At 50.3% G+C, this 18,814-nt stretch carries 19 protein-coding genes; 12 read left to right on the forward strand and 7 right to left on the reverse strand.

Features of this window, described 5'->3' with window-relative positions; all coding sequences use genetic code 11:
* Window positions 1–38 precede the first annotated feature (38 nt).
* Complete coding sequence (radC, locus tag Q9J32_RS08380) at window positions 39–716, reverse strand: RadC family protein (protein ID WP_301884862.1); 678 nt, start codon at window positions 714–716, stop codon at window positions 39–41.
* Window positions 717–742: 26 nt separating this feature from the next.
* On the opposite strand from radC, the gene Q9J32_RS08385 reads away from it, so the two are divergent.
* Window positions 743–865, forward strand: coding sequence for a hypothetical protein (locus Q9J32_RS08385; RefSeq protein WP_255265604.1), 123 nt, complete (start codon window positions 743–745; stop codon window positions 863–865).
* Here the strand turns inward: Q9J32_RS08385 and gshA are convergent.
* Complete coding sequence (gene gshA, locus Q9J32_RS08390) at window positions 839–2,188, reverse strand: glutamate--cysteine ligase (RefSeq protein WP_301884858.1); 1,350 nt, start codon at window positions 2,186–2,188, stop codon at window positions 839–841. The genes Q9J32_RS08385 and gshA overlap by 27 nt on opposite strands.
* A 259-nt stretch (window positions 2,189–2,447) precedes the next feature.
* Here gshA and leuC point away from each other — a divergent pair, with 259 nt between their 5' ends.
* From leuC to Q9J32_RS08430, 8 genes are all read left to right on the forward strand, one after another.
* Entirely contained in the window at window positions 2,448–3,857 is a 1,410-nt protein-coding gene (gene leuC / locus Q9J32_RS08395) for a 3-isopropylmalate dehydratase large subunit (protein WP_301884856.1), read from the forward strand.
* A gap of 95 nt (window positions 3,858–3,952) precedes the next feature.
* The gene (locus Q9J32_RS08400; protein ID WP_301884853.1) at window positions 3,953–4,195 is read left to right on the forward strand and encodes a hypothetical protein; all 243 of its coding nucleotides are present in this window, start codon (window positions 3,953–3,955) and stop codon (window positions 4,193–4,195) included.
* 61 nt (window positions 4,196–4,256) lie between these two features.
* Window positions 4,257–4,898, forward strand: coding sequence for a 3-isopropylmalate dehydratase small subunit (leuD, locus tag Q9J32_RS08405; RefSeq protein WP_107819337.1), 642 nt, complete (start codon window positions 4,257–4,259; stop codon window positions 4,896–4,898).
* A gap of 68 nt (window positions 4,899–4,966) precedes the next feature.
* Window positions 4,967–5,635 carry a DUF2625 domain-containing protein gene (locus Q9J32_RS08410; RefSeq protein WP_301672944.1) on the forward strand — a complete coding sequence of 223 codons (669 nt, stop codon included), beginning with the start codon at window positions 4,967–4,969 and terminating at the stop codon, window positions 5,633–5,635.
* A gap of 97 nt (window positions 5,636–5,732) precedes the next feature.
* Window positions 5,733–6,194 carry a NanQ anomerase/TabA/YiaL family protein gene (locus tag Q9J32_RS08415; protein WP_301672943.1) on the forward strand — a complete coding sequence of 154 codons (462 nt, stop codon included), beginning with the start codon at window positions 5,733–5,735 and terminating at the stop codon, window positions 6,192–6,194.
* A gap of 91 nt (window positions 6,195–6,285) precedes the next feature.
* A complete protein-coding gene (gene leuB / locus Q9J32_RS08420; RefSeq protein ID WP_004464412.1) occupies window positions 6,286–7,356 on the forward strand; it encodes a 3-isopropylmalate dehydrogenase in 1,071 nt (356 codons plus the stop codon).
* A gap of 347 nt (window positions 7,357–7,703) precedes the next feature.
* Entirely contained in the window at window positions 7,704–8,267 is a 564-nt protein-coding gene (locus Q9J32_RS08425) for a YceI family protein (RefSeq protein ID WP_301884844.1), read from the forward strand.
* 35 nt (window positions 8,268–8,302) lie between these two features.
* The gene (locus tag Q9J32_RS08430) at window positions 8,303–8,782 is read left to right on the forward strand and encodes a TonB-dependent receptor domain-containing protein (protein WP_301884841.1); all 480 of its coding nucleotides are present in this window, start codon (window positions 8,303–8,305) and stop codon (window positions 8,780–8,782) included.
* An 82-nt stretch (window positions 8,783–8,864) separates the two neighbouring features.
* Here the strand turns inward: Q9J32_RS08430 and rpe are convergent, their stop codons facing one another.
* The gene (gene rpe, locus Q9J32_RS08435; protein WP_301884839.1) at window positions 8,865–9,548 is read right to left on the reverse strand and encodes a ribulose-phosphate 3-epimerase; all 684 of its coding nucleotides are present in this window, start codon (window positions 9,546–9,548) and stop codon (window positions 8,865–8,867) included.
* A gap of 259 nt (window positions 9,549–9,807) precedes the next feature.
* Here rpe and Q9J32_RS08440 point away from each other — a divergent pair, with 259 nt between their 5' ends.
* Window positions 9,808–10,242 carry a Spy/CpxP family protein refolding chaperone gene (locus tag Q9J32_RS08440; RefSeq protein ID WP_301884838.1) on the forward strand — a complete coding sequence of 145 codons (435 nt, stop codon included), beginning with the start codon at window positions 9,808–9,810 and terminating at the stop codon, window positions 10,240–10,242.
* Between the two features lie 12 nt (window positions 10,243–10,254).
* Here the strand turns inward: Q9J32_RS08440 and Q9J32_RS08445 are convergent, their stop codons facing one another.
* The 3 genes from Q9J32_RS08445 to Q9J32_RS08455 all read right to left on the reverse strand — a co-directional run bounded on the left by Q9J32_RS08445 (window position 10,255) and on the right by Q9J32_RS08455 (window position 12,519).
* Window positions 10,255–11,118 carry an ATP-binding protein gene (locus Q9J32_RS08445; protein WP_301884836.1) on the reverse strand — a complete coding sequence of 288 codons (864 nt, stop codon included), beginning with the start codon at window positions 11,116–11,118 and terminating at the stop codon, window positions 10,255–10,257.
* Between the two features lie 7 nt (window positions 11,119–11,125).
* Window positions 11,126–11,743 carry a riboflavin synthase subunit alpha gene (locus tag Q9J32_RS08450; RefSeq protein WP_301884835.1) on the reverse strand — a complete coding sequence of 206 codons (618 nt, stop codon included), beginning with the start codon at window positions 11,741–11,743 and terminating at the stop codon, window positions 11,126–11,128.
* 161 nt (window positions 11,744–11,904) lie between these two features.
* On the reverse strand, window positions 11,905–12,519 hold the full coding sequence (locus Q9J32_RS08455) for a molybdenum cofactor guanylyltransferase (protein WP_301884834.1): 615 nt from the start codon (window positions 12,517–12,519) through the stop codon (window positions 11,905–11,907).
* Window positions 12,520–12,724: 205 nt separating this feature from the next.
* Here Q9J32_RS08455 and Q9J32_RS08460 point away from each other — a divergent pair, with 205 nt between their 5' ends.
* Both Q9J32_RS08460 and Q9J32_RS08465 read left to right on the forward strand, forming a co-directional pair.
* Window positions 12,725–14,599 carry a histidine kinase gene (locus tag Q9J32_RS08460; protein WP_301884833.1) on the forward strand — a complete coding sequence of 625 codons (1,875 nt, stop codon included), beginning with the start codon at window positions 12,725–12,727 and terminating at the stop codon, window positions 14,597–14,599.
* Window positions 14,596–15,252, forward strand: a complete 657-nt coding sequence (locus tag Q9J32_RS08465) for a response regulator (protein WP_301884831.1) — start codon at window positions 14,596–14,598, stop codon at window positions 15,250–15,252. The genes Q9J32_RS08460 and Q9J32_RS08465 overlap by 4 nt, the downstream gene beginning before the upstream one ends.
* A 138-nt stretch (window positions 15,253–15,390) precedes the next feature.
* On the opposite strand, the gene Q9J32_RS08470 is transcribed toward Q9J32_RS08465, so the two are convergent.
* Window positions 15,391–18,717: an autotransporter family protein gene (locus Q9J32_RS08470; protein WP_301884829.1), complete on the reverse strand. Its 3,327-nt coding sequence runs from the start codon at window positions 18,715–18,717 to the stop codon at window positions 15,391–15,393.
* Window positions 18,718–18,814: the final 97 nt, after the last annotated feature.

Consider the following 18,814-nt stretch of genomic DNA (forward strand, 5'->3'; position numbering starts at 1 on the left):
GGCTATTTTATCAGAGCCGTCGCATGTAAAACAGAGTGTCAGGGCATCAGCCCGAGCTGCCTGAACGAACGGACGCTTTGCGCCGTTACGATAAAATGGTCGAGCAGCGACACATCGACCAGCGACATTGCCTGTGCCAGCCGCCTTGTGAACATGATGTCTTCCTGCGAAGGTTCGGGCGAGCCGCCCGGATGGTTGTGTGCGATAATCAGGCTGTCGGCATATTCGTCCAATGCCAGTTTGACGATTTCGCGGATGTAAATCGTGTTTTCCGCAACCGTACCGCGCGACAGCTCTCTGACCGCAATCAGTTGGTTTTGGCGGTTCAACAACAGCGCGACGCTGACTTCGACTTTTTCCTGCCCCAAATGAAAGCGCAGGTAATCGGCAACCGTATCGGGGTCGGACAGGACGATGCCCTCCTGCAATTCTTCGGCCAGTATCCTGCGTCCGATTTCCCTGACTACGGCAAACTGTGTGAAACTTGCCGTCCCCATCCCTTTGTATGCCGACAGTTTGCCGACCTCCGCGCTCATCAGCCTCCCCAAACTGCCGAACTCCTGCAACAGGTAGCGCGCCAAATCGACCGCACTCATTCCGCGCGTGCCGACGCGCAGCAGGATTGCCAAAAGTTCGGCATCACTCAAAGCCGCCGCCCCGCGTTCCAACAGCTTTTCCCTGGGTCTTTCGCCTTCCGGCCATTGCTTGATGCTCATGTTTTCCCTTTTTTAAATAGTCTGAGATGCCGTCTGAAACAAATGTTCCCACACGCCAAATATCCGAAATGCCGTCTGAACCGGATTTCCGCTTCAGACGGCATCTGTATTTCAAAACAGTCTTACGCCGTTTCTTCCAACTCGATTGAAGCCGCCAGAAGCGACAGGCGTGCCATTACGCCGTAAACGTAGAGGCGGTTGTGTTCGTTGTCCACGTCGCAGTCTTTTTCAGAGCGCGGCATACCCAGCGAGTCCCATTGTTCGAATACGCGCTTGCAGGCTTCGGGAGCTTCTTGCGAATTGTCGCCGTTACCGGTCGGAATGCTGTTGAACAGCGGCACAAACACCATACCGCCGGCGTTGAGGTTTTCGTCCGCACCGCGCCCTTCGTGCACGCGGAAAAAGCCGCCGATGACGAAGCGGTCCATCATATAGACGACGGGTTCGCACACCGCGCCGTTTAAGGTTTCATAGGTATAAATCCCTTCTTGGACAATCACTTCGCTGACTTCCAAGCCTTCTTTGACTTTCGCCATTTTGTTGCGGTTTTTACGGCTCAAGCCGCGCACTTCGTCGGCGGACTTGACGCTCATCACACCCATGCCGTAAGTGCCTGCGTCTGCTTTCACAATAACGAAAGGCTGGTCGGTAATACCCAGTTCGTCGTATTTGGCTTGAATTTTCGCCAATACGCGTTCTACCGCTTCTGCCAACGCATCTTCACCTTCCCGCTCTTGGAAGTCCAAACCGCCGATTTTTTCAAAATACGGGTTAATTTGCCATTCGTCGATGTCGATCAGCTTGGCAAATTCGGCGGCAACTTGGTTATACGCGCCGAAATGATCTGTTTTGCGGCGCGTCGTCCAACCGCCGTGCAACGGAGGCAATACGGTTTGGCTGACTCCTTTGAGGATGTCGGGAATGCCGGCGGACAAGTCGTTGTTCAACAAGACGACACAAGGAGAGAAACCGTCTGCAAGATGTACACGCTTACGGATACGCAATAAAGGCTCAAGCAGGATTTTGTCGCCCAATGCGGTTTCAAGCTCGGTTGGCTCGGTTACCTCAGGATTCAGGCTGCCCAAGCGCACTTCATACCCTGCCGAGCGTAAAATCTCGCTGAGGGCGTAAACATTTTGCAGGTAGAACGTATTGCGCGTGTGGTTTTCGGGAATAATCAATACGGATTTCGCCGTTTCGCAGGCGCGTTGTACCGCATCTTGCGCCGCGACTGCCGCCAGTGGGATAAAGTTGGGATTCAAATTATTGAAGCCGCCCGGAAACAAATTCATATCGATAGACGAAATTTTGTAACCGGCGTTGCGGATATCGACCGAACCGTAAAACGGCGGGCGGTGCGCGTTCCATTGCGTGCGGAACCATGCTTCGATTTTGGCGTGATTGGACAGGATTTTTGCTTCAAACGCCTGAAGTTGCGCCGAATGTTCGGGCGACATAACCGGTAATTTCATCTTTCGTCTGCCTCTGTGTGTTTTTTGACAAGGTACAGATAATAATGCCTTTGAAAGAATGACGACAAGTATTCTTTCATATCGGATCATTCTTTAGATATAACTGTTTACCAAAATGGACAATATGTCTAATTTTTTCGTTAAAATTGTTTACAAAATAACACCGACTCAAAAATTAGACAAAATCTGTTGCGCGGTGTAAAGAATACGTCTAAAATCCGCCCAATCCGCATCACCATTTATCCAAAAGAACAACATCATGACAGCACAAACCCTTTACGACAAACTCTGGAACAGCCACGTCGTCCGCGAAGAAGAAGACGGCACCGTCCTGCTTTACATCGACCGCCACCTGGTTCACGAAGTAACCAGCCCGCAGGCGTTTGAAGGTCTGAAAATGGCGGGGCGCAAGCTGTGGCGTATCGACAGCGTAGTCTCCACCGCCGACCACAACACCCCGACCGGCGATTGGGACAAAGGCATCCAAGACCCGATTTCCAAGCTGCAAGTCGATACGTTGGATCAAAACATCAAAACATTCGGCGCACTCGCCTATTTTCCGTTTATGGACAAAGGTCAGGGCATCGTACACGTTATGGGGCCCGAACAAGGCGCGACCCTGCCCGGTATGACCGTCGTCTGCGGCGATTCGCACACTTCCACCCACGGCGCATTCGGCGCACTGGCGCACGGCATCGGCACTTCCGAAGTCGAACACACGATGGCGACCCAGTGCATTACCGCGAAAAAATCCAAATCCATGCTGATTGCCGTTGACGGCAAATTAAAAGCGGGCGTTACCGCCAAAGACGTGGCGCTTTACATCATCGGGCAAATCGGCACGGCGGGCGGCACGGGTTACGCCGTCGAGTTCGGCGGCGAAGCCATCCGCAGCCTTTCGATGGAAGGCAGGATGACCCTGTGCAATATGGCGATTGAGGCAGGCGCGCGTTCCGGTATGGTCGCGGTCGATCAAACCACCATCGACTATGTCAAAGGCAAACCCTTCGCACCCAAAGGCGAGGCGTGGGACAAAGCCGTCGAGTACTGGCGCACGCTGGTGTCCGACGAAGGTGCGGTTTTTGATAAAGAATACCGTTTCAACGCCGAAGACATCGAACCGCAAGTTACTTGGGGCACGTCGCCCGAAATGGTTTTAAACATCGGCGGCAAAGTGCCGAATCCCGCCGAAGAAACCGATCCGGTCAAACGCAGCGGTATGGAGCGCGCCCTCGAATATATGGGTTTGAAGGCAGGCACGCCGCTGAACGAAATCCCTGTCGACATCGTATTCATCGGCTCTTGCACCAACAGCCGCATTGAAGACTTGCGCGAAGCCGCCGCCATCGCCAAAGACCGCAAAAAAGCCGCCAACGTACAGCGCGTATTGATCGTCCCAGGTTCCGGTTTGGTTAAAGAACAAGCCGAAAAAGAAGGCTTGGATAAAATTTTCATCGAAGCCGGCTTTGAATGGCGCGAACCGGGCTGTTCGATGTGCCTTGCGATGAATGCCGACCGCCTCACGCCGGGTCAACGCTGCGCCTCCACGTCCAACCGCAATTTTGAAGGCCGCCAAGGCAACGGCGGGCGCACCCACCTCGTCAGCCCCGCTATGGCCGCCGCTGCCGCCGTTACCGGACACTTTACCGACATCCGTACGATGGCGTAAGTATTTTCAGGCGGTCTTTAAGAATTTGACGAGGCCGTCTGAAATATGTCCCGTAAGGCAGAAACGCCTTAATACTCAAACCAAGGAGTTTAACCATGAACAAACTTTTCATTACCGCCCTGTCCGTCCTCGCCTTGTCCGCCTGCGCCGGCACTTGGCAGGGTGCGAAACAAGACACCGCCCGCAACCTTGATAAAACACAGGCCGCCGCCGAACAAACAGGCAACGCCGTCGAAAAAGGCTGGGACAAAACCAAAGAAGCCGTCAAAAAAGGCGGCAATGCCGTCGGACGCGGCATTTCCCATCTCGGCGAAAAAATCGAAAACGCCACCGAATAACCGATTTGCGATGCCGTCTGAAACCGTTTCAGACGGCATCGTCAGCACAAGACGCAAACCCATGAAAGCCTTTACCAAAATTACCGCCATCGTCGCCCCGCTTGACCGCAGCAACGTCGATACCGACGCCATCATCCCCAAACAATTTCTAAAATCCATCAAACGCAGCGGCTTCGGCCCTAATGCCTTTGATGAATGGCGTTACCTCGACCACGGCGAACCGGGCATGGACAACGGCAAACGCCCGCTGAACCCCGATTTTTCCCTGAACCAACCGCGTTACCAAGGCGCGCAAATCCTGTTGACGCGCAAAAACTTCGGCTGCGGCTCCTCGCGCGAACACGCCCCTTGGGCATTGGACGACTACGGCTTCCGCGCCGTCATCGCCCCCAGCTTTGCCGATATTTTCTTCAACAACTGCTACAAAAATGGCCTTTTGCCTATCGTTTTGACAGAAGAACAGGTTGACCAGCTTTTCAAAGAAGTTGAAGCCAACGAAGGCTATCAGCTCTCCATCGACCTTGCCGAGCAAACCCTGACCACCCCTAGCGGCGAAACATTCACATTCGACATTACCGAACACCGCAAACACTGCCTCTTAAACGGCTTGGACGAAATCGGACTGACCCTGCAACACGCCGACGAAATTCACGCCTTTGAAGAAAAACGCCGCCAAAGCCAGCCTTGGCTGTTTAACGGTTGATATACAAAAGGCGGTCTGAAAAATTTAAGTGTTTCAGACGGCCTTTACTGAATGTATTGGGATAGACCATGAGATCATTCGACGAATTAATCCAAACCCAAGACCCTGCGTGGCCATTGATTCAAGAGTGGCTTACAGAAGCGGTAAACAGCGTTGAAGTTTTGCCACGTACGCTTGAAAAGGCAAAGGAAGAACTTGTCAAAACCCAAGTAACAATACGTTCGTTTATGGGTGCTGTCGTTTATGAAACCGGCGGTATCCTTATCGATGACGGTTGGTTACGGATACTTGGTTCTGGCAGCGCGAAGCTACCTCGTGGTTTGGGAAGTTGGAATCTAAGCCTTACACAATCCGAGCCAGCAGGCCCTGCTCCCTATTATCTGTTTGCCGATGATGTTGCTGGAGGCTATTTTGCGATTAATGGCGGAGAATTGAATGGCAAAGTAGGTAATATTTTCTACCTACCACCGGATACACTGGAATGGGAAGATTGCGGTAAAGGTTATGGCGACTTCTTAAATTGGGCATTGACTGGCGATTTACAGTTGTTTTACGAAAACCTGCGTTGGGAAAATTGGCGCGAAGAAATCCATGATTTGAATGGCGACAGCGTTTACACGTTCTTTCCGTTTTTATGGACTGAAGAAGGCAGCGATATAAACCAAGTTAGCCGCAAGCGTATTCCTATTGCTGAACATTATGCTTCCACTTTGAATCTGCAAAACACAACTCCATAAAAAGCCCTTTCAGACGGCCTTGTTGTCATAATCCCAATAAAGCGTCCTTAAAACGTATTCTTCACATCCTGAAGTTTAATTTCTACCTAACCACACCATGATTACCGACACCATAAGCAATGCTGCCCGCTACGCCGCGCTGCATCCTGACTTTGCCGAAGCCTTCCATCTGTTGCAGACCTTGGATTTTGCCAAACTGTCGGACGGTCAAGTGCCATGCGAGAATCCCAATATCCGTATTTTTATCGGCAGCGAGCCGATGAGGACTAAAGACGAAGCCCAGCCTGAAGCGCACTTAAAACACATTGATATTCAAACACCGATTGATGGCAACGAAACATATGGCTGGATAGACAGAGGCCGTCTGAAAAACGGTTTGGGCTACAACGAAAAGCACGATATCGAGTTTTTCAACTGCGAGCCGGAAACCTGGTTAACCTTGGAGCCCGGAGAATTTGCGCTATTTTTCCCAAATGATGCGCATGCCCCATTGGTCGGCGACAGGGCAAACATACGCAAAGTTGTTTTTAAAATCCGTATCGAAACAGAGCGTCTATAACGGCATCTTGGCATCGCATCCGACCTCTAAACCTGCCCGAACCTTTTTCAGACGGCATCTACACTCTTTATTGACAAAAAAAGGAAAAACAATGACCAAACATATCGCTATCTTGCGCGGCGACGGCATCGGCCCTGAAATCGTCGCTGAAACCGTCCGCGTACTCGACAAACTTATCGCCCAAGGCTTGGATGCCGGCTACGAATACGCCCCATTGGGCGGCGAAGCCTACGACGAATACGGCCACCCTTATCCCGAATTTACGCAAAACCTCTGCCGCAAAGCCGATGCCGTCCTGCTTGGTGCAGTCGGTTCTCCGCAATACGACAATCTCGACCGTCCATTGCGTCCTGAGCGCGGCTTGTTAGCCATCCGTAAGGATTTGAACCTGTTTGCCAATTTGCGTCCTGCCGTTTTATATCCCGAATTAGCCAACGCCTCCACACTCAAGCCTGAAATCGTCGCCGGTTTGGATATTTTGATTGTGCGCGAACTCACCGGCGATATTTATTTCGGCGAACCGCGCGGCATCCGCGTTTTGGAAAACGGCGAACGCGAAGGCTACAACACCATGAAATACAGCGAAAGCGAAATCCGCCGCATCGCCCACGTTGCCTTCCAATCCGCCCAAAAACGCAGCAAAAAAGTCTGCTCCGTAGGCAAAGCCAACGTTTTGGAAACCACCGAACTGTGGCGCGAAATCTTTGAAGAAATCGGCAAACAATACCCTGATGTCGAACTTTCCCATATGTACGTGGACAACGCCGCCATGCAGTTGGTACGCGCACCCAAACAATTTGACGTGATTGCCACCGGCAACATCTTCGGCGACATCCTCTCTGACGAAGCCTCCATGCTGACCGGCTCCATCGGTATGCTGCCTTCCGCTTCTTTGGACGAAAACGGCAAAGGCCTGTACGAACCGTCCCACGGCTCCGCTCCCGACATCGCCGGACAAAACAAAGCCAACCCGCTGGCCACCATCCTCTCGCTTGCCATGCTGCTGCGTTACAGCCTGAACGACGAAGCCCGCGCGCAACAAGTCGAAAACGCCGTCCAAAAAGTGCTGCAACAAGGCTTGCGTACCGGCGATATTTACGAAGAAGGCACAAAACTCGTTTCCTGCTCCGAAATGGGCGATGCGGTACTCGCCGCCTTGTAAAAGGCCGTCTGAAAACCCAAAGCGCGGACTACTCCGCGCTTTTTTCATTAGGGTTGTCGGCGTTTAATTTTCCCGGGGGATTTTTGTTTGCAAAGCGGAAGATTCAAGGCGTAAACCGTAATAAGGTTGGATACCCGGTGAGGATTTCCAACGCAGAAGATGCCGCTTTAGCATAAAAAACACGGAAACTATTGAATATTGACAGCTCCCAGCATTACCCTTCTCAGCTTTCAGACGACCCCATCATCAAATCCAGGTAAATCCACCGTTCGCCCTTAAGAAATGATATGCATTCTTTCCTATGTTAAGATAAGCATCTTTACAGCCTCACACAAAGGAAAAGAATCATGAAAAAAATCATCATCGCCGCGCTCGCAGCAGCCGCCATCGGTACTGCCTCCGCCGCCACCTACAAAGTGGACGAATATCACGCCAACGCCCGTTTCGCCATCGACCATTTCAATACCAGCACCAACGTCGGCGGTTTTTACGGTCTGAGCGGTTCCGTTGAGTTCGACCAAGCAAAACGCGACGGCAAAATCGACATCACCATTCCCGTTGCCAACCTGCAAAGCGGTTCGCAACACTTTACTGATCACCTGAAATCCGCCGACATCTTCGATGCCGCCCAATATCCGAACATCCGTTTCGTTTCTACCAAATTCAATTTCAACGGCAAAAAACTGGTTTCCGTTGACGGCAACCTGACCATGCACGGCAAAACCGCCCCCGTCAAACTCAAAGCCGAAAAATTCAACTGCTACCAAAGCCCGATGGCGAAAACCGAAGTTTGCGGCGGCGACTTCAGCACCACCATCGACCGCACCAAATGGGGCGTGGACTACCTCGTTAACGTTGGTATGACCAAAAGCGTCCGCATCGACATCCAAATCGAGGCAGCCAAACAATAAAATCTTTGATAAGAATCAATAAAGATGCCGTCTGAATGGGTTTGGAAATCGAGCTGACCCAACTTTTCGACCTGAAACAATACGGACAACTCGAACTGCGCCTGTTTGCCGACAGGGTCCGCAATCATGCCGACGACAAAGACAGTAGGAATGCGGACTCAGACCGCCTGCGCAATGACGGCTACTATATGCCCAACCTGCCTGTTTCCCGCTACGGGCTGGGTGCAAGCTGGAACAAAGGGGCATGGCAAATCGGCAGCAGCCTGACCCGCTACGCCGCCGCCAAACACACCGGAAACATGGCTGCGGCATACAAAGAACCCTCACTCGGCTCCTACGCCCTGCTCGATGCCTATGTCAGCCATACGCAAAAACACGGCAGATACAGCACAGAATGGTTCTTGGACGGCCGAAACCTGACCAACCGTACCGCGCGCGCGCAAAACTCCATACTCAAATACATTGCGCCGCTGCCCGGACGTTCCATCCGCGCCGGTGTGAAAATTTCGCTGTAAACATCAAATACCGCCTGTAAACGAAATGCCGTCTGAACATTCTTCAGACGGCATTGATTTATTTCAAACACCGATACGGCGTTTAATCTGCCACTTTTTTCAATTCTGCACGCATAGCACCGATAACCGCCTTGTAATCCGGTTTGCCGAAAATCGCAGAACCTGCCACAAAGGTATCTGCGCCGGCTCGGGCAACGGCGGCGATATTGTCGGTTTTGATGCCGCCGTCCACTTCAATGGCAATACGTCTGCCGCTTTTCTCTTCATAGCGGTCAAGCATGGCACGAACCTGTCTGATTTTTTCCAAAGTGTGCGGAATGAAGCTCTGACCGCCGAACCCGGGGTTGACCGACATCAGCAAAACCATATCCAGCCTGTCCAACACGTTTTCCAACACATATACGGGCGTTGCCGGATTCAACACCAGCCCCGCCTGACAGCCCATATCCCGAATCAGGCTCAAGCTGCGGTCGATATGGCGGCTCGCTTCGGGATGGAACGTGATGATCGATGCTCCTGCTTTGGCAAACGACTGAATCAGGTCGTCAACGGGTTCGACCATCAGATGCACATCGATCGGCACACACGCATACGGTTTTAATGCCGCGCAAACCATAGGCCCGAAGGTCAGGTTCGGCACATAATGGTTGTCCATCACGTCAAAATGGATCAGATCTGCACCCGCCGCAATGACGCTTTCCACCTCTTCGCCAAGCCGTGCAAAATCTGCCGATAAAATGCTGGGTGCGATACGGCAAGTAGTCATGTTTTTTCCTTCAATATCCTTTTATAGTGGATTAACAAAAATCAGGACAAGGCGACGAAGCCGCAGACAGTACAGACAGTACGGCAAGGCGAGGCAACGCCGTACTGGTTTTTGTTAATCCACTATACGTTCCGATTCCGCCATTATGTCTGCCTGCCGGACATACGTACGCATTATTAACAAAAGTTAACCGCGATAATACCATCTTTCACACGTCAATCTAGTATATTTCCTAAAATTTCCAACAAGAGGAAAAGCCGTGCCACTGCCCGTTTCCAGCCATTTTGCCAAACCTGTTGCCTCTTTTTTCGGTATGGCTTTGCTTTCCTGTCAGATTTCCTACGCCGCGCCGTCTTATATTTCCCTAACCGATTTCCAACCGAACTGCGACATACGCCGGCTTGAGCTTAGCCAAGAGCAGCGCAACGACCTGCGTAAAATCCGTGCCGCCTTCAAGCTGGCAAACGACAAAGCCAAACTCAAAGGCATACGCTCCGAACGCAGCCGCCGCCAAGCCATTGTCGGAATCATCTCTTCAGATACTTTCGACCGCAGCGAAGCACGCGGTTATGTCGAAAGCCGATACCACTCCAGCATGGATTTTGCGGTGGACGAGTTGGAAATCCAACACCGTTTCTTCCATATCCTCACACCTCAACAGCAGCAAATGTGGCTTTCTTCCTGCCTCAAATAATCCCCGAAACGCTCACGGCGCACGTTGCTCCGGCAGCCTGCCCGCCCAGTCGCAGGCAAACTGCCAAGCGGAACGTCCCGAGCGGTTGCCCCGCATCTGCGCCCACTGCAACGCCGCCGTCCGGGCGGCTTCGTCATATGGTATATCAAAATCTTCCAACCAGCTTTGCACTGCCGACAGATAATCGTTTTGATCGAACGGATAAAAGCTGAGCCACAATCCAAATCGGTCGGACAAAGATACTTTTTCTTCCACCGCTTCTTTCTGATGGATTTCTCCGCGCACGCCTGTCGTACCTGCATTTTCATCCAAATATTCGGGCATCAGGTGCCGTCTGTTGGAAGTCGCGTACACCAGCACGTTGGCGCAACGTTGGGACAAACCGCCGTCCAATGCCGTTTTCAATGCCTTATAGGTTTCGTCGCCGCTTTCAAATGATAAATCGTCGCAAAAAACAATGAATTTTTCCGGACGTTCCTTCAAAAGCGTCAACAGATACGGCAGGCCGATCAAATCGCTTTTATCGACTTCGATCAGGCGCAATCCCTTATCCGCATATTCGTGCAGCAGGGCTTTGACCAGCGAGGATTTGCCTGTTCCGCGTGCGCCGCTCATCAATACGTTGTTCGCGGGTCTGCCGGCTATGAACTGTTCGGTATTACGCACCAGCAATTCGGTCTGCCTGCCGACGCCGGCAAGCCGCGACAAAGGGAAAACGTGCGGATCGGGCAAGTGTTCCAAAAAACCTTTTTTGCCCGCACTCTGCCAGCGGAAGGCAAGCGCGTTCCAATCCGTATGCCCGGGTTCGGGCGGAAGCACGGCATCCAAACGCCGCAAAACGGCATAGGCTTTATCGAGAAATTCGTTCAATTCCATCTCTACCTCACTTTGCATATCTTTGCGCCATCAGCCGTTCGACGGTATCGACGATTGCCTGCGTATTCGGATCGATTTCGATGTTGATCCTGTCGCCGACCTTTCTGCTGCCGAACAGCGTCCGTTCCAAAGTTTCGGGAATCAGATGGACATTGAAACGGCTGTCTTCGACTTTGCCTATGGTCAGGCTGCAACCGTCCAAGCCGACGAACCCTTTGGTCAGGATATAGGGTTTGAGTTCGTCCGGAAGCTCAAACCAAACCGTGCGGTTGAACCCGTCCCGTTCGATTTCGACAATAGGCACGGTTGCCATAATGTGTCCGCTCATGACGTGTCCGCCGATTTCGTCGCCGAAACGTGCCGCCCGTTCGATGTTGACGCAATCGCCTTCCTTCAGCAGCCCTAAATTGGTTTTTGCCAAAGTTTCTGCCATTAAATCGAAGCTGACGCGGTTTCCTTCGATTTCGGTAATCGTCAGGCAGCAGCCGTTATTGGCAACCGATGCGCCGCGTTGCAGATTGTCCGCCGCCTCTTGCGGAAGCTCGACGACATAAGTGTGAAATGCCTCCGACGGGCGGTGGATTGCCGTCAGTTTTCCCAATCCTTGAACAATGCCTGTAAACATAATCCTGTTTCCCTATGTCGGTAAAATAGTGCAAATTGTAGCATTTCCCCGCGAAAAATGCCGTCTGAAACGCCTTCAGACGGCATTGTGCCTCCAGTTCGGGCAAAAACCGCCCGGTACGGCCTGACCTTTCCTTTCCGCGCCGGTCGGCAGTGTTGCCCTTATCCCTCCTGCAAATCGGTTTGCGTGTTCAAGTCGGCAAAATGCCCGTCAAACTCGAATCTGACCGGCCGCGCCCTTTGCTGCTGCAACCAGCTTCTTAATGTTTTCATACCCGAAAACAGATAGGGAATCGCGCTTTGCAGAATTTGCGGGCGGATATACATAAGGTTGTAGTGCATCGTTACCGGTGTTTCCACATAAAACGCATTGCACAACGGTGTGCGTTTCGACACGGTTTCAAACCTTGCCACCAAATCGTCCGGCAGATACGGCATATCGCACGGCACAACCAAAAGCCAGTCGGCAGTCGCCAACTGCAAATCGTTGGCTGCGGTACACAATGCCGAAAGCGGGCCGAAATGCTGCCACTGCCGTGCGTCCGGAAAAATATGCGGACTTCTTCGAGCATATTCTTCCAAATTCCGGTTGGTACTGATGGCGATATGGCTGACCTGCGGCCTGATCCTGTCGATGACATGGTCTATCAGCGCCTTACCCCCCAAAAGAGCAAGCCCCTTGTCCCCGCCTCCCATACGGCTCGCCTGCCCGCCGGCCAGTATCAGGGCAAAAGTTTTCATTGCGGATGTTCTCTTGGAAAAGTTCGAGGTTTTCATGATTGCAGTCTGCCGTTCCCAATGACTCAAAATGCCGTCTGAAGCAGACGGCAAATAAATTCATATTATCTGAATTTTATCATAACATGATTTAACACTGAAGCGGTACGGATTGAGTTTTCCTTAACCAATTCTTTCTGAGCAGTTGTATCTAATCCCAAAGAATGATATTGTTTGCATTATTTGGAACAATTTTTCGCCGAGCATGATACTGCCAGCCCGTTTTTCAGACGGCATCAGCCTTTCCCTTCGCCTGAAACTCCTGACCGGACTGTGGGTCGGGTTGGCGGCACTGTCTGTCGTTTTGACACTGCTGCTCTCTTTGCGCTTGGAAAACGCGGCCTCCGTCATCGAAGAGGCGGGCAACTTGAGAATGCAGGCATACCGTCTGGCATACATGGCGGGTGAAGGCTCGCCCCGTGCGCAAATCGACAATCAGATTGCCGAATTTGAAAAAAGTTTAAAACGCATTGCCCAAAGCGATGCCATCCATCCGCTGATCCCCTCCGACAACCCCCTTGCCTACGATTTGATACAATCCATGCTGATTATCGACTGGCAGGCAAACATCCTTCCCCCGCTGCAGGCCTACCGCCGCCCGACACAAGTCGAACTTTACCGCTTTGCCGGCAATATCGAACTGTTTTTGCAGGCATTGGAAAATGCCAACGAAAAAAACACATGGTGGCTCAGGCAGTTCCAATGGGCGATTATACTGATGACACTGGTGTCGTCTGTACTGATGCTGTTTTGGCACCAGATTTGGGTTATCCGCCCGCTTCAGGCATTGGGAGAAGGTGCGGAACGTATCGGTCAGCGGCATTTCGACATCCCTGTTCCCGAAGACGGTACGCCCGAATTCAAACAGGTAGGCCGCTGTTTCAACCAGATGGGCGGCAAACTCAAAGTCCTGTACGACAATTTGGAAGGGCAGGTTGCCGAACAAACCCACAACCTTGAAAAGCAAAACCGCAACCTGACCCTGCTGTACCGGACCACGCGCGACCTGCATCAATCCTATACGCCGCGACAGGCGGCGGAAGAATTTTTGAACCACATCCTGCCCGCCGTCGGCGCGCAATCCGGCAGCATCTACCTGGAAAACGGTTCAGACACAGACATTTCCGTCCATACGGCCGAACACGGCAAAAAGCCCCCTTTGGAAAAATATAGTGGATTAAATTTAAATCAGGACAAGGCGACGAAGCCGCAGACAGTACAGATAGTACGGCAAGGCGAGGCAACGCCGTACTGGTTTAAATTTAATCCACTATGCCATGACGAAACCTTCCCCATCGAATATCAAAACGAGAAACTGGGTATGCTTTCGCTCAGCTTTTCAGACGGCATTTCCCTCACCGGAGACGACCGCACACTGCTTCAAACACTGATTCGGCAATTGGGTGTATCGCTTGCCGGTGCAAAACAGGAGGAAGAAAAACGTCTGCTTGCGGTATTGCAAGAACGCAACCTGATTGCGCAAGGATTACATGACAGCATCGCACAAGCATTAACGTTCCTAAACCTACAGGTACAGATGCTGGAAACCGCCTTTGCCGAAAACAAACGGGAGGAAGCCGCAGAAAACATCAGCTTTATCAAAACAGGCGTGCAGGAATGTTATGAAGATGTCCGCGAACTGCTGCTCAACTTCCGTACCAAAATCAGTAATAAAGAATTTCCCGAAGCCGTTGCCGACCTATTCTCGCGCTTTACGCAACAGACCGGCACGACTGTCGAAACCGCTTGGGAAAACGGCACGCACCTGCCTACACAGGACGAGCAGCTCCAAATGATTTTCATCCTGCAAGAAAGCCTGTCCAACATCCGCAAACACGCCCGCGCCACTCATGTAAAATTCACCCTTTCCGAACACGGCGGACGCTTTACCATGACCATCCAAGACAACGGACAAGGTTTCGACACGGAGAAAATAGGAGAACCTACGGGCAGCCATGTCGGACTGCACATCATGCAGGAGCGTGCCAAACGCATCCGTGCCGTTTTAGAAATCCGTTCCCAAGCACAACAGGGAACCACCGTCTCATTGACGGTTGCATCTGAAGAAAGCTTGAAATGACTATTAAAATTATTCTGATAGACGACCATACCCTCTTCCGCAGCGGCATTAAAGCCCTTTTGTCGCGCCAACACGGTTTTGAAGTCATCGGCGAAGCCGCAGACGGCCTCTCGGGCATCAAAATGATCAGCCGGCTGCAACCCGATGTCGTCCTGCTCGACTTGGATATGCCCGGTATGAACGGACGCGAGGCACTCTCCCAAATCATCAGCATCAATCCGCAACAGGCAGTGATTATGCTGACCGTTTCCGAAGACAGCGACGATTTGACCGAATGTATGCGCATCGGCGCGCGCGGCTACCTGCTGAAAAACATCAACGCCGACTTTCTGCTCGAAAGCATACGCAAAGCCGCCGATGGCGATAATGTATTCTCGCCCGAGATGACCGCCAAACTCGTCAAAAGCCTGATTTCCCCGCAACCCGCCCAAGGGACGCAGCCGCTTGCCTCGCTGACCCCCCGCGAGTTGGAAATTTTGGGCTATCTCGCCGCAGGACACAGCAACAAAATCATCGCCCGCCACCTCGATCTTGCCGAATCCACCGTCAAAGTCCACGTTCAAAACCTGCTCCGCAAACTCAACCTCAGCAGCCGGGTGCAGGCCGCCGTTTACGCCATCCGGCACAACGTCCCCCAACCTGTACTGGACTAGGCGTTCAGACGGCATCGGGCAAGGAAAAAAGCAATGCGCCCCTTTGACGGGGTGCAATATATAAGGGACGGCATCCGGTGTGCCGTCCCTTTAAGTACGCCATTACCGCCGTAATCCGGACGGAATGGCTTAGGCGGTTTATTTCCAAGAATATTTCACACCCACGGTGCCTTGGTAACCTTTATGTCTGTTGCTATCGAATGATTTTTCGTAGCGAGCATCTGCATAAAGGTAAGTGTTTTCACTTAAGAAGAATTGAGAACCTAAGCCTAATTCCCACCAAGTGCGGGCAAACTTCCCGGCTAATTTGTCCGACCCGATTAATGCGTTGCCCCTTGCTTTAAAATCGTGCCAAATATTGCCGGTGAAATAATAGGTGCGCGTGCGTTGCTTATCGTTCGGTTGGTTATGCGCCAAACGGAAACCGACACGGCCGCGCAAACCGTAACCTTTTTGCGAAACGGCACGAGTGCCGTCGTTAAAGTTACTTAAGCGCAAGTATTGCGCAATCAGTTGCGCTTGCGGCTCTAAAATCCAGCTATCTCCGTTGTTGGTTTTGTCTTTACCTAATGCGTAAGGGCGGCCGGTTTCCACTGAAAGGGCAGCTCCCCAGCCGTGATTTTTCGCTTGTGTGCCATCAACGGATGAATAACGGTTATTTAACCAAGAAAGCTGCCCCACCAAATCAATGTAAGTGCCGTTTTCATTGTAACGCGTATCAGTGACACCAAGATTAAGTGCGGTAGTTTTTACGTGGGAAGTTAATTTATCTGCAATCACGATGCCGTTTTTCGCGCGGTATTCATCATAGAATTTGCTGTGGGAACGTAACGCACCGAAATACAAGCCGGTAAAACGACGAGTAAGTTTGCCCTCATCATCTTGTTTGGTTTTAACATCAAAATCGTGTCCCACTTGGAAGCCGTACATATCGGTTTTGAAACCAAAACGTTCTTTACCGTCGAGTTTGAAGTGTTTGCCGATTACGCGCCCCCAAGATTGTTTTTCCACATCTTGCCAATAACTGCCTTGCTTGTCCCAAGAAAGGGTTTGGTTTTCGCCACGGCGTTGGTGAAGTGTATCCAACATTGTATAGCCTAATTCCAAGTTTTGACGTGGAACGAGCGTATAAGCCGGCGCGCTTGGCGTGATGATGGTTTTATCTTGATTCGGCTTGGTTAAAGTCCAGAAGTATTCTGTCGCGCCCGCCTCATCTTTGCGTGAAACCAATTGCAATTCTCCCGCCCCTGTGGTTTTTGCTGTACCAGTAAAAGTTGAACGTGTATTGTAAGCGTAAGGTTTGGTTGCATCCGTAGAATTTATTTCACCGTTTGCTGTTCCTTTGTCATCACCTAAAACTTTAATAACAGGGACACTGCGTTTGTAGCGATCGGCAAGTTCGCCGATTGAGCCATCAATAACATTTTCAGTACCATCTGTTTTAACGGCTTTAACAGTCGTATTACCAGAGGCATCACCTGTAATCGTTAATAAATCTGATTCTGAATGTGCGCCGAGATAATCGCCCGGGGTATCCCATTTGGTGTTTACTTCTAACACGCCATTATTGCCGACATAATTTCCTTCAATGGTGAGTTTGTCTGCATAGGATTGATTGGCAAGCGTAATGATGCCGCCGTTGGTGAATGTTCCCTTTTCAGTTTCATAACTTGTACCTGATAAAGCAACACCCATACTTGACTGGGTAAATGTACTTTTAGCAAGTTGTATATTCCCATCCGGTGTCTCGACTACACCTTTTGTAATCGCGAAACTACCCTCTTTAATTTTAATTGTTCCTGCCTTATCTTCTATTTCTATTACACCGTTTACAATTTTGAATGGTTTCGTAACATATTTAACGGTATTATCATTTGGTTGTTCTGTGCCATCTGCTTTTAATAGCGTACTTGATTTTATTTTGAATAGACCTTTGGCATTTATTGTGCCATTAGTGATATTCTTTTCAATTTTTTGCTCATTCGCAGCGTGAGTCAGGGTTACTTTATAATCCGTTCCATCTCCTAGAGAATGTTTTGAAGCATCTAATACACCGCCATCAGCAAGCTCCACATCATAAGCTGTCGCACGTTGAACTGACTCATCTATTTTAGGTGCGAGTTCCCAAATAGCACCATTTTTGATTGCAACATCAAGTTTAGAGCTGATGAGTCCCTCACTTTGCTGATGCGTCAAGCCAATCGCTTTTGCTTTATTATCCAGCGTAAAAGTGAGATCTGAGGCTTTGTTTTTTGCTAATTTTGTTTCAGCCAACCAACCTTTGTTTGCCGCCCTTGCTTCAGATTGCACGCCTTTTAATAAGAATTTTGCATTTTCGGCAACAAATTCCCCATTGTTAAACCAGTTGGCGACTTTGTTTCCCGCATAAGATACCGCAAGGCTGTTCACATTCTCAGCATTAGCGACAATCAATGAGGCATTTTCAGAAGTGGTTGAAATCTTGGTATTGTTCAACCGCACTTCTTGGTTTTTGTTTGGTTCGTTACGGGAAACGGGTACAGTGAGAAAATAGGTTACATCAGTAGCGTAATCCCCTGTATCAAACACAATAGCCGAATTACCTGATGTGATTGTTCCTGTGCTGGTTTCACTATCCGCGATTAAACGGGATTTTGTGCCGAACAAACGTACCGCAGCCGAATCCTTCGTCTCGGAAGTATCAAGCACCATATTGCCTGTCGAGTTGATTACCGCACCTTTGTAATCATTAGGTTTATCTGTGTTAGGTAATTCCGGTTTGCCGATTTTCAGTGCTGCGGAATGTTTGCCATTCGCTTTTACAGTGATTTTGCTGTCTTTTAAATTGGCTTCCGCGCCGTCGCCTGCAATGTAGATACCCACTAAATAATCGCCAATTTTTGCGGTTGATTTATCTTCAACGTTGATAGTTAATGATTTTTCAGAATTTAAAATAGGAGTTGAATGATCGGATGATTTTCGATAGATTCTAATCCCTGAAAGTTGATGACCGGTTTTAGCTGTGGCACCGCTATAGCTCATAGAACCAAGAATAGTATCTGGGGTATTATCTACTGTAATTGTTGCATTTTCTTTTAATGTTAAAATGCTTTCTTTTGTCCCATTTCCGCTGTAGTCATAACCTACCGCAATGCCATAAGCAGCGTTGGAATCTGGTGACTTATTAGGATTTCCTTCACTGGCTAAGGTAACAGCAATATCGGTTTTTCCTTGAATTTCTTCGCTGCGATCGCCACGAATGATAATGGCTTTAGGATAAGTGTGTATTGAAGGATTTGCAGGCGTAACCGTGATATTTACATCACCGGTAACGGTGTTCTCGGTATCGCTCACTTCGTGAACCGGACCTTCACCGGAAATCTGTTTATTTTCATTAATACTGGTATATTCAGCTGAAAAAGCTGTTGCAGAAAGAGAAGAAATCAAAATGCTCAAAAGCGTTTTGTGATAAGGAAATGGTTTCATAAGGGAGCCCGTAATTTCAGAACATAAAGATAAGTAAAAATTGATGTCAATCATTTTAATAAGAATGAACTTACTAAAATTTTACCCCCCCCCCCCC

This window comes from Neisseria uirgultaei (genome assembly GCF_962719845.1).
GTDB lineage: Bacteria > Pseudomonadota > Gammaproteobacteria > Burkholderiales > Neisseriaceae > Neisseria > Neisseria bergeri.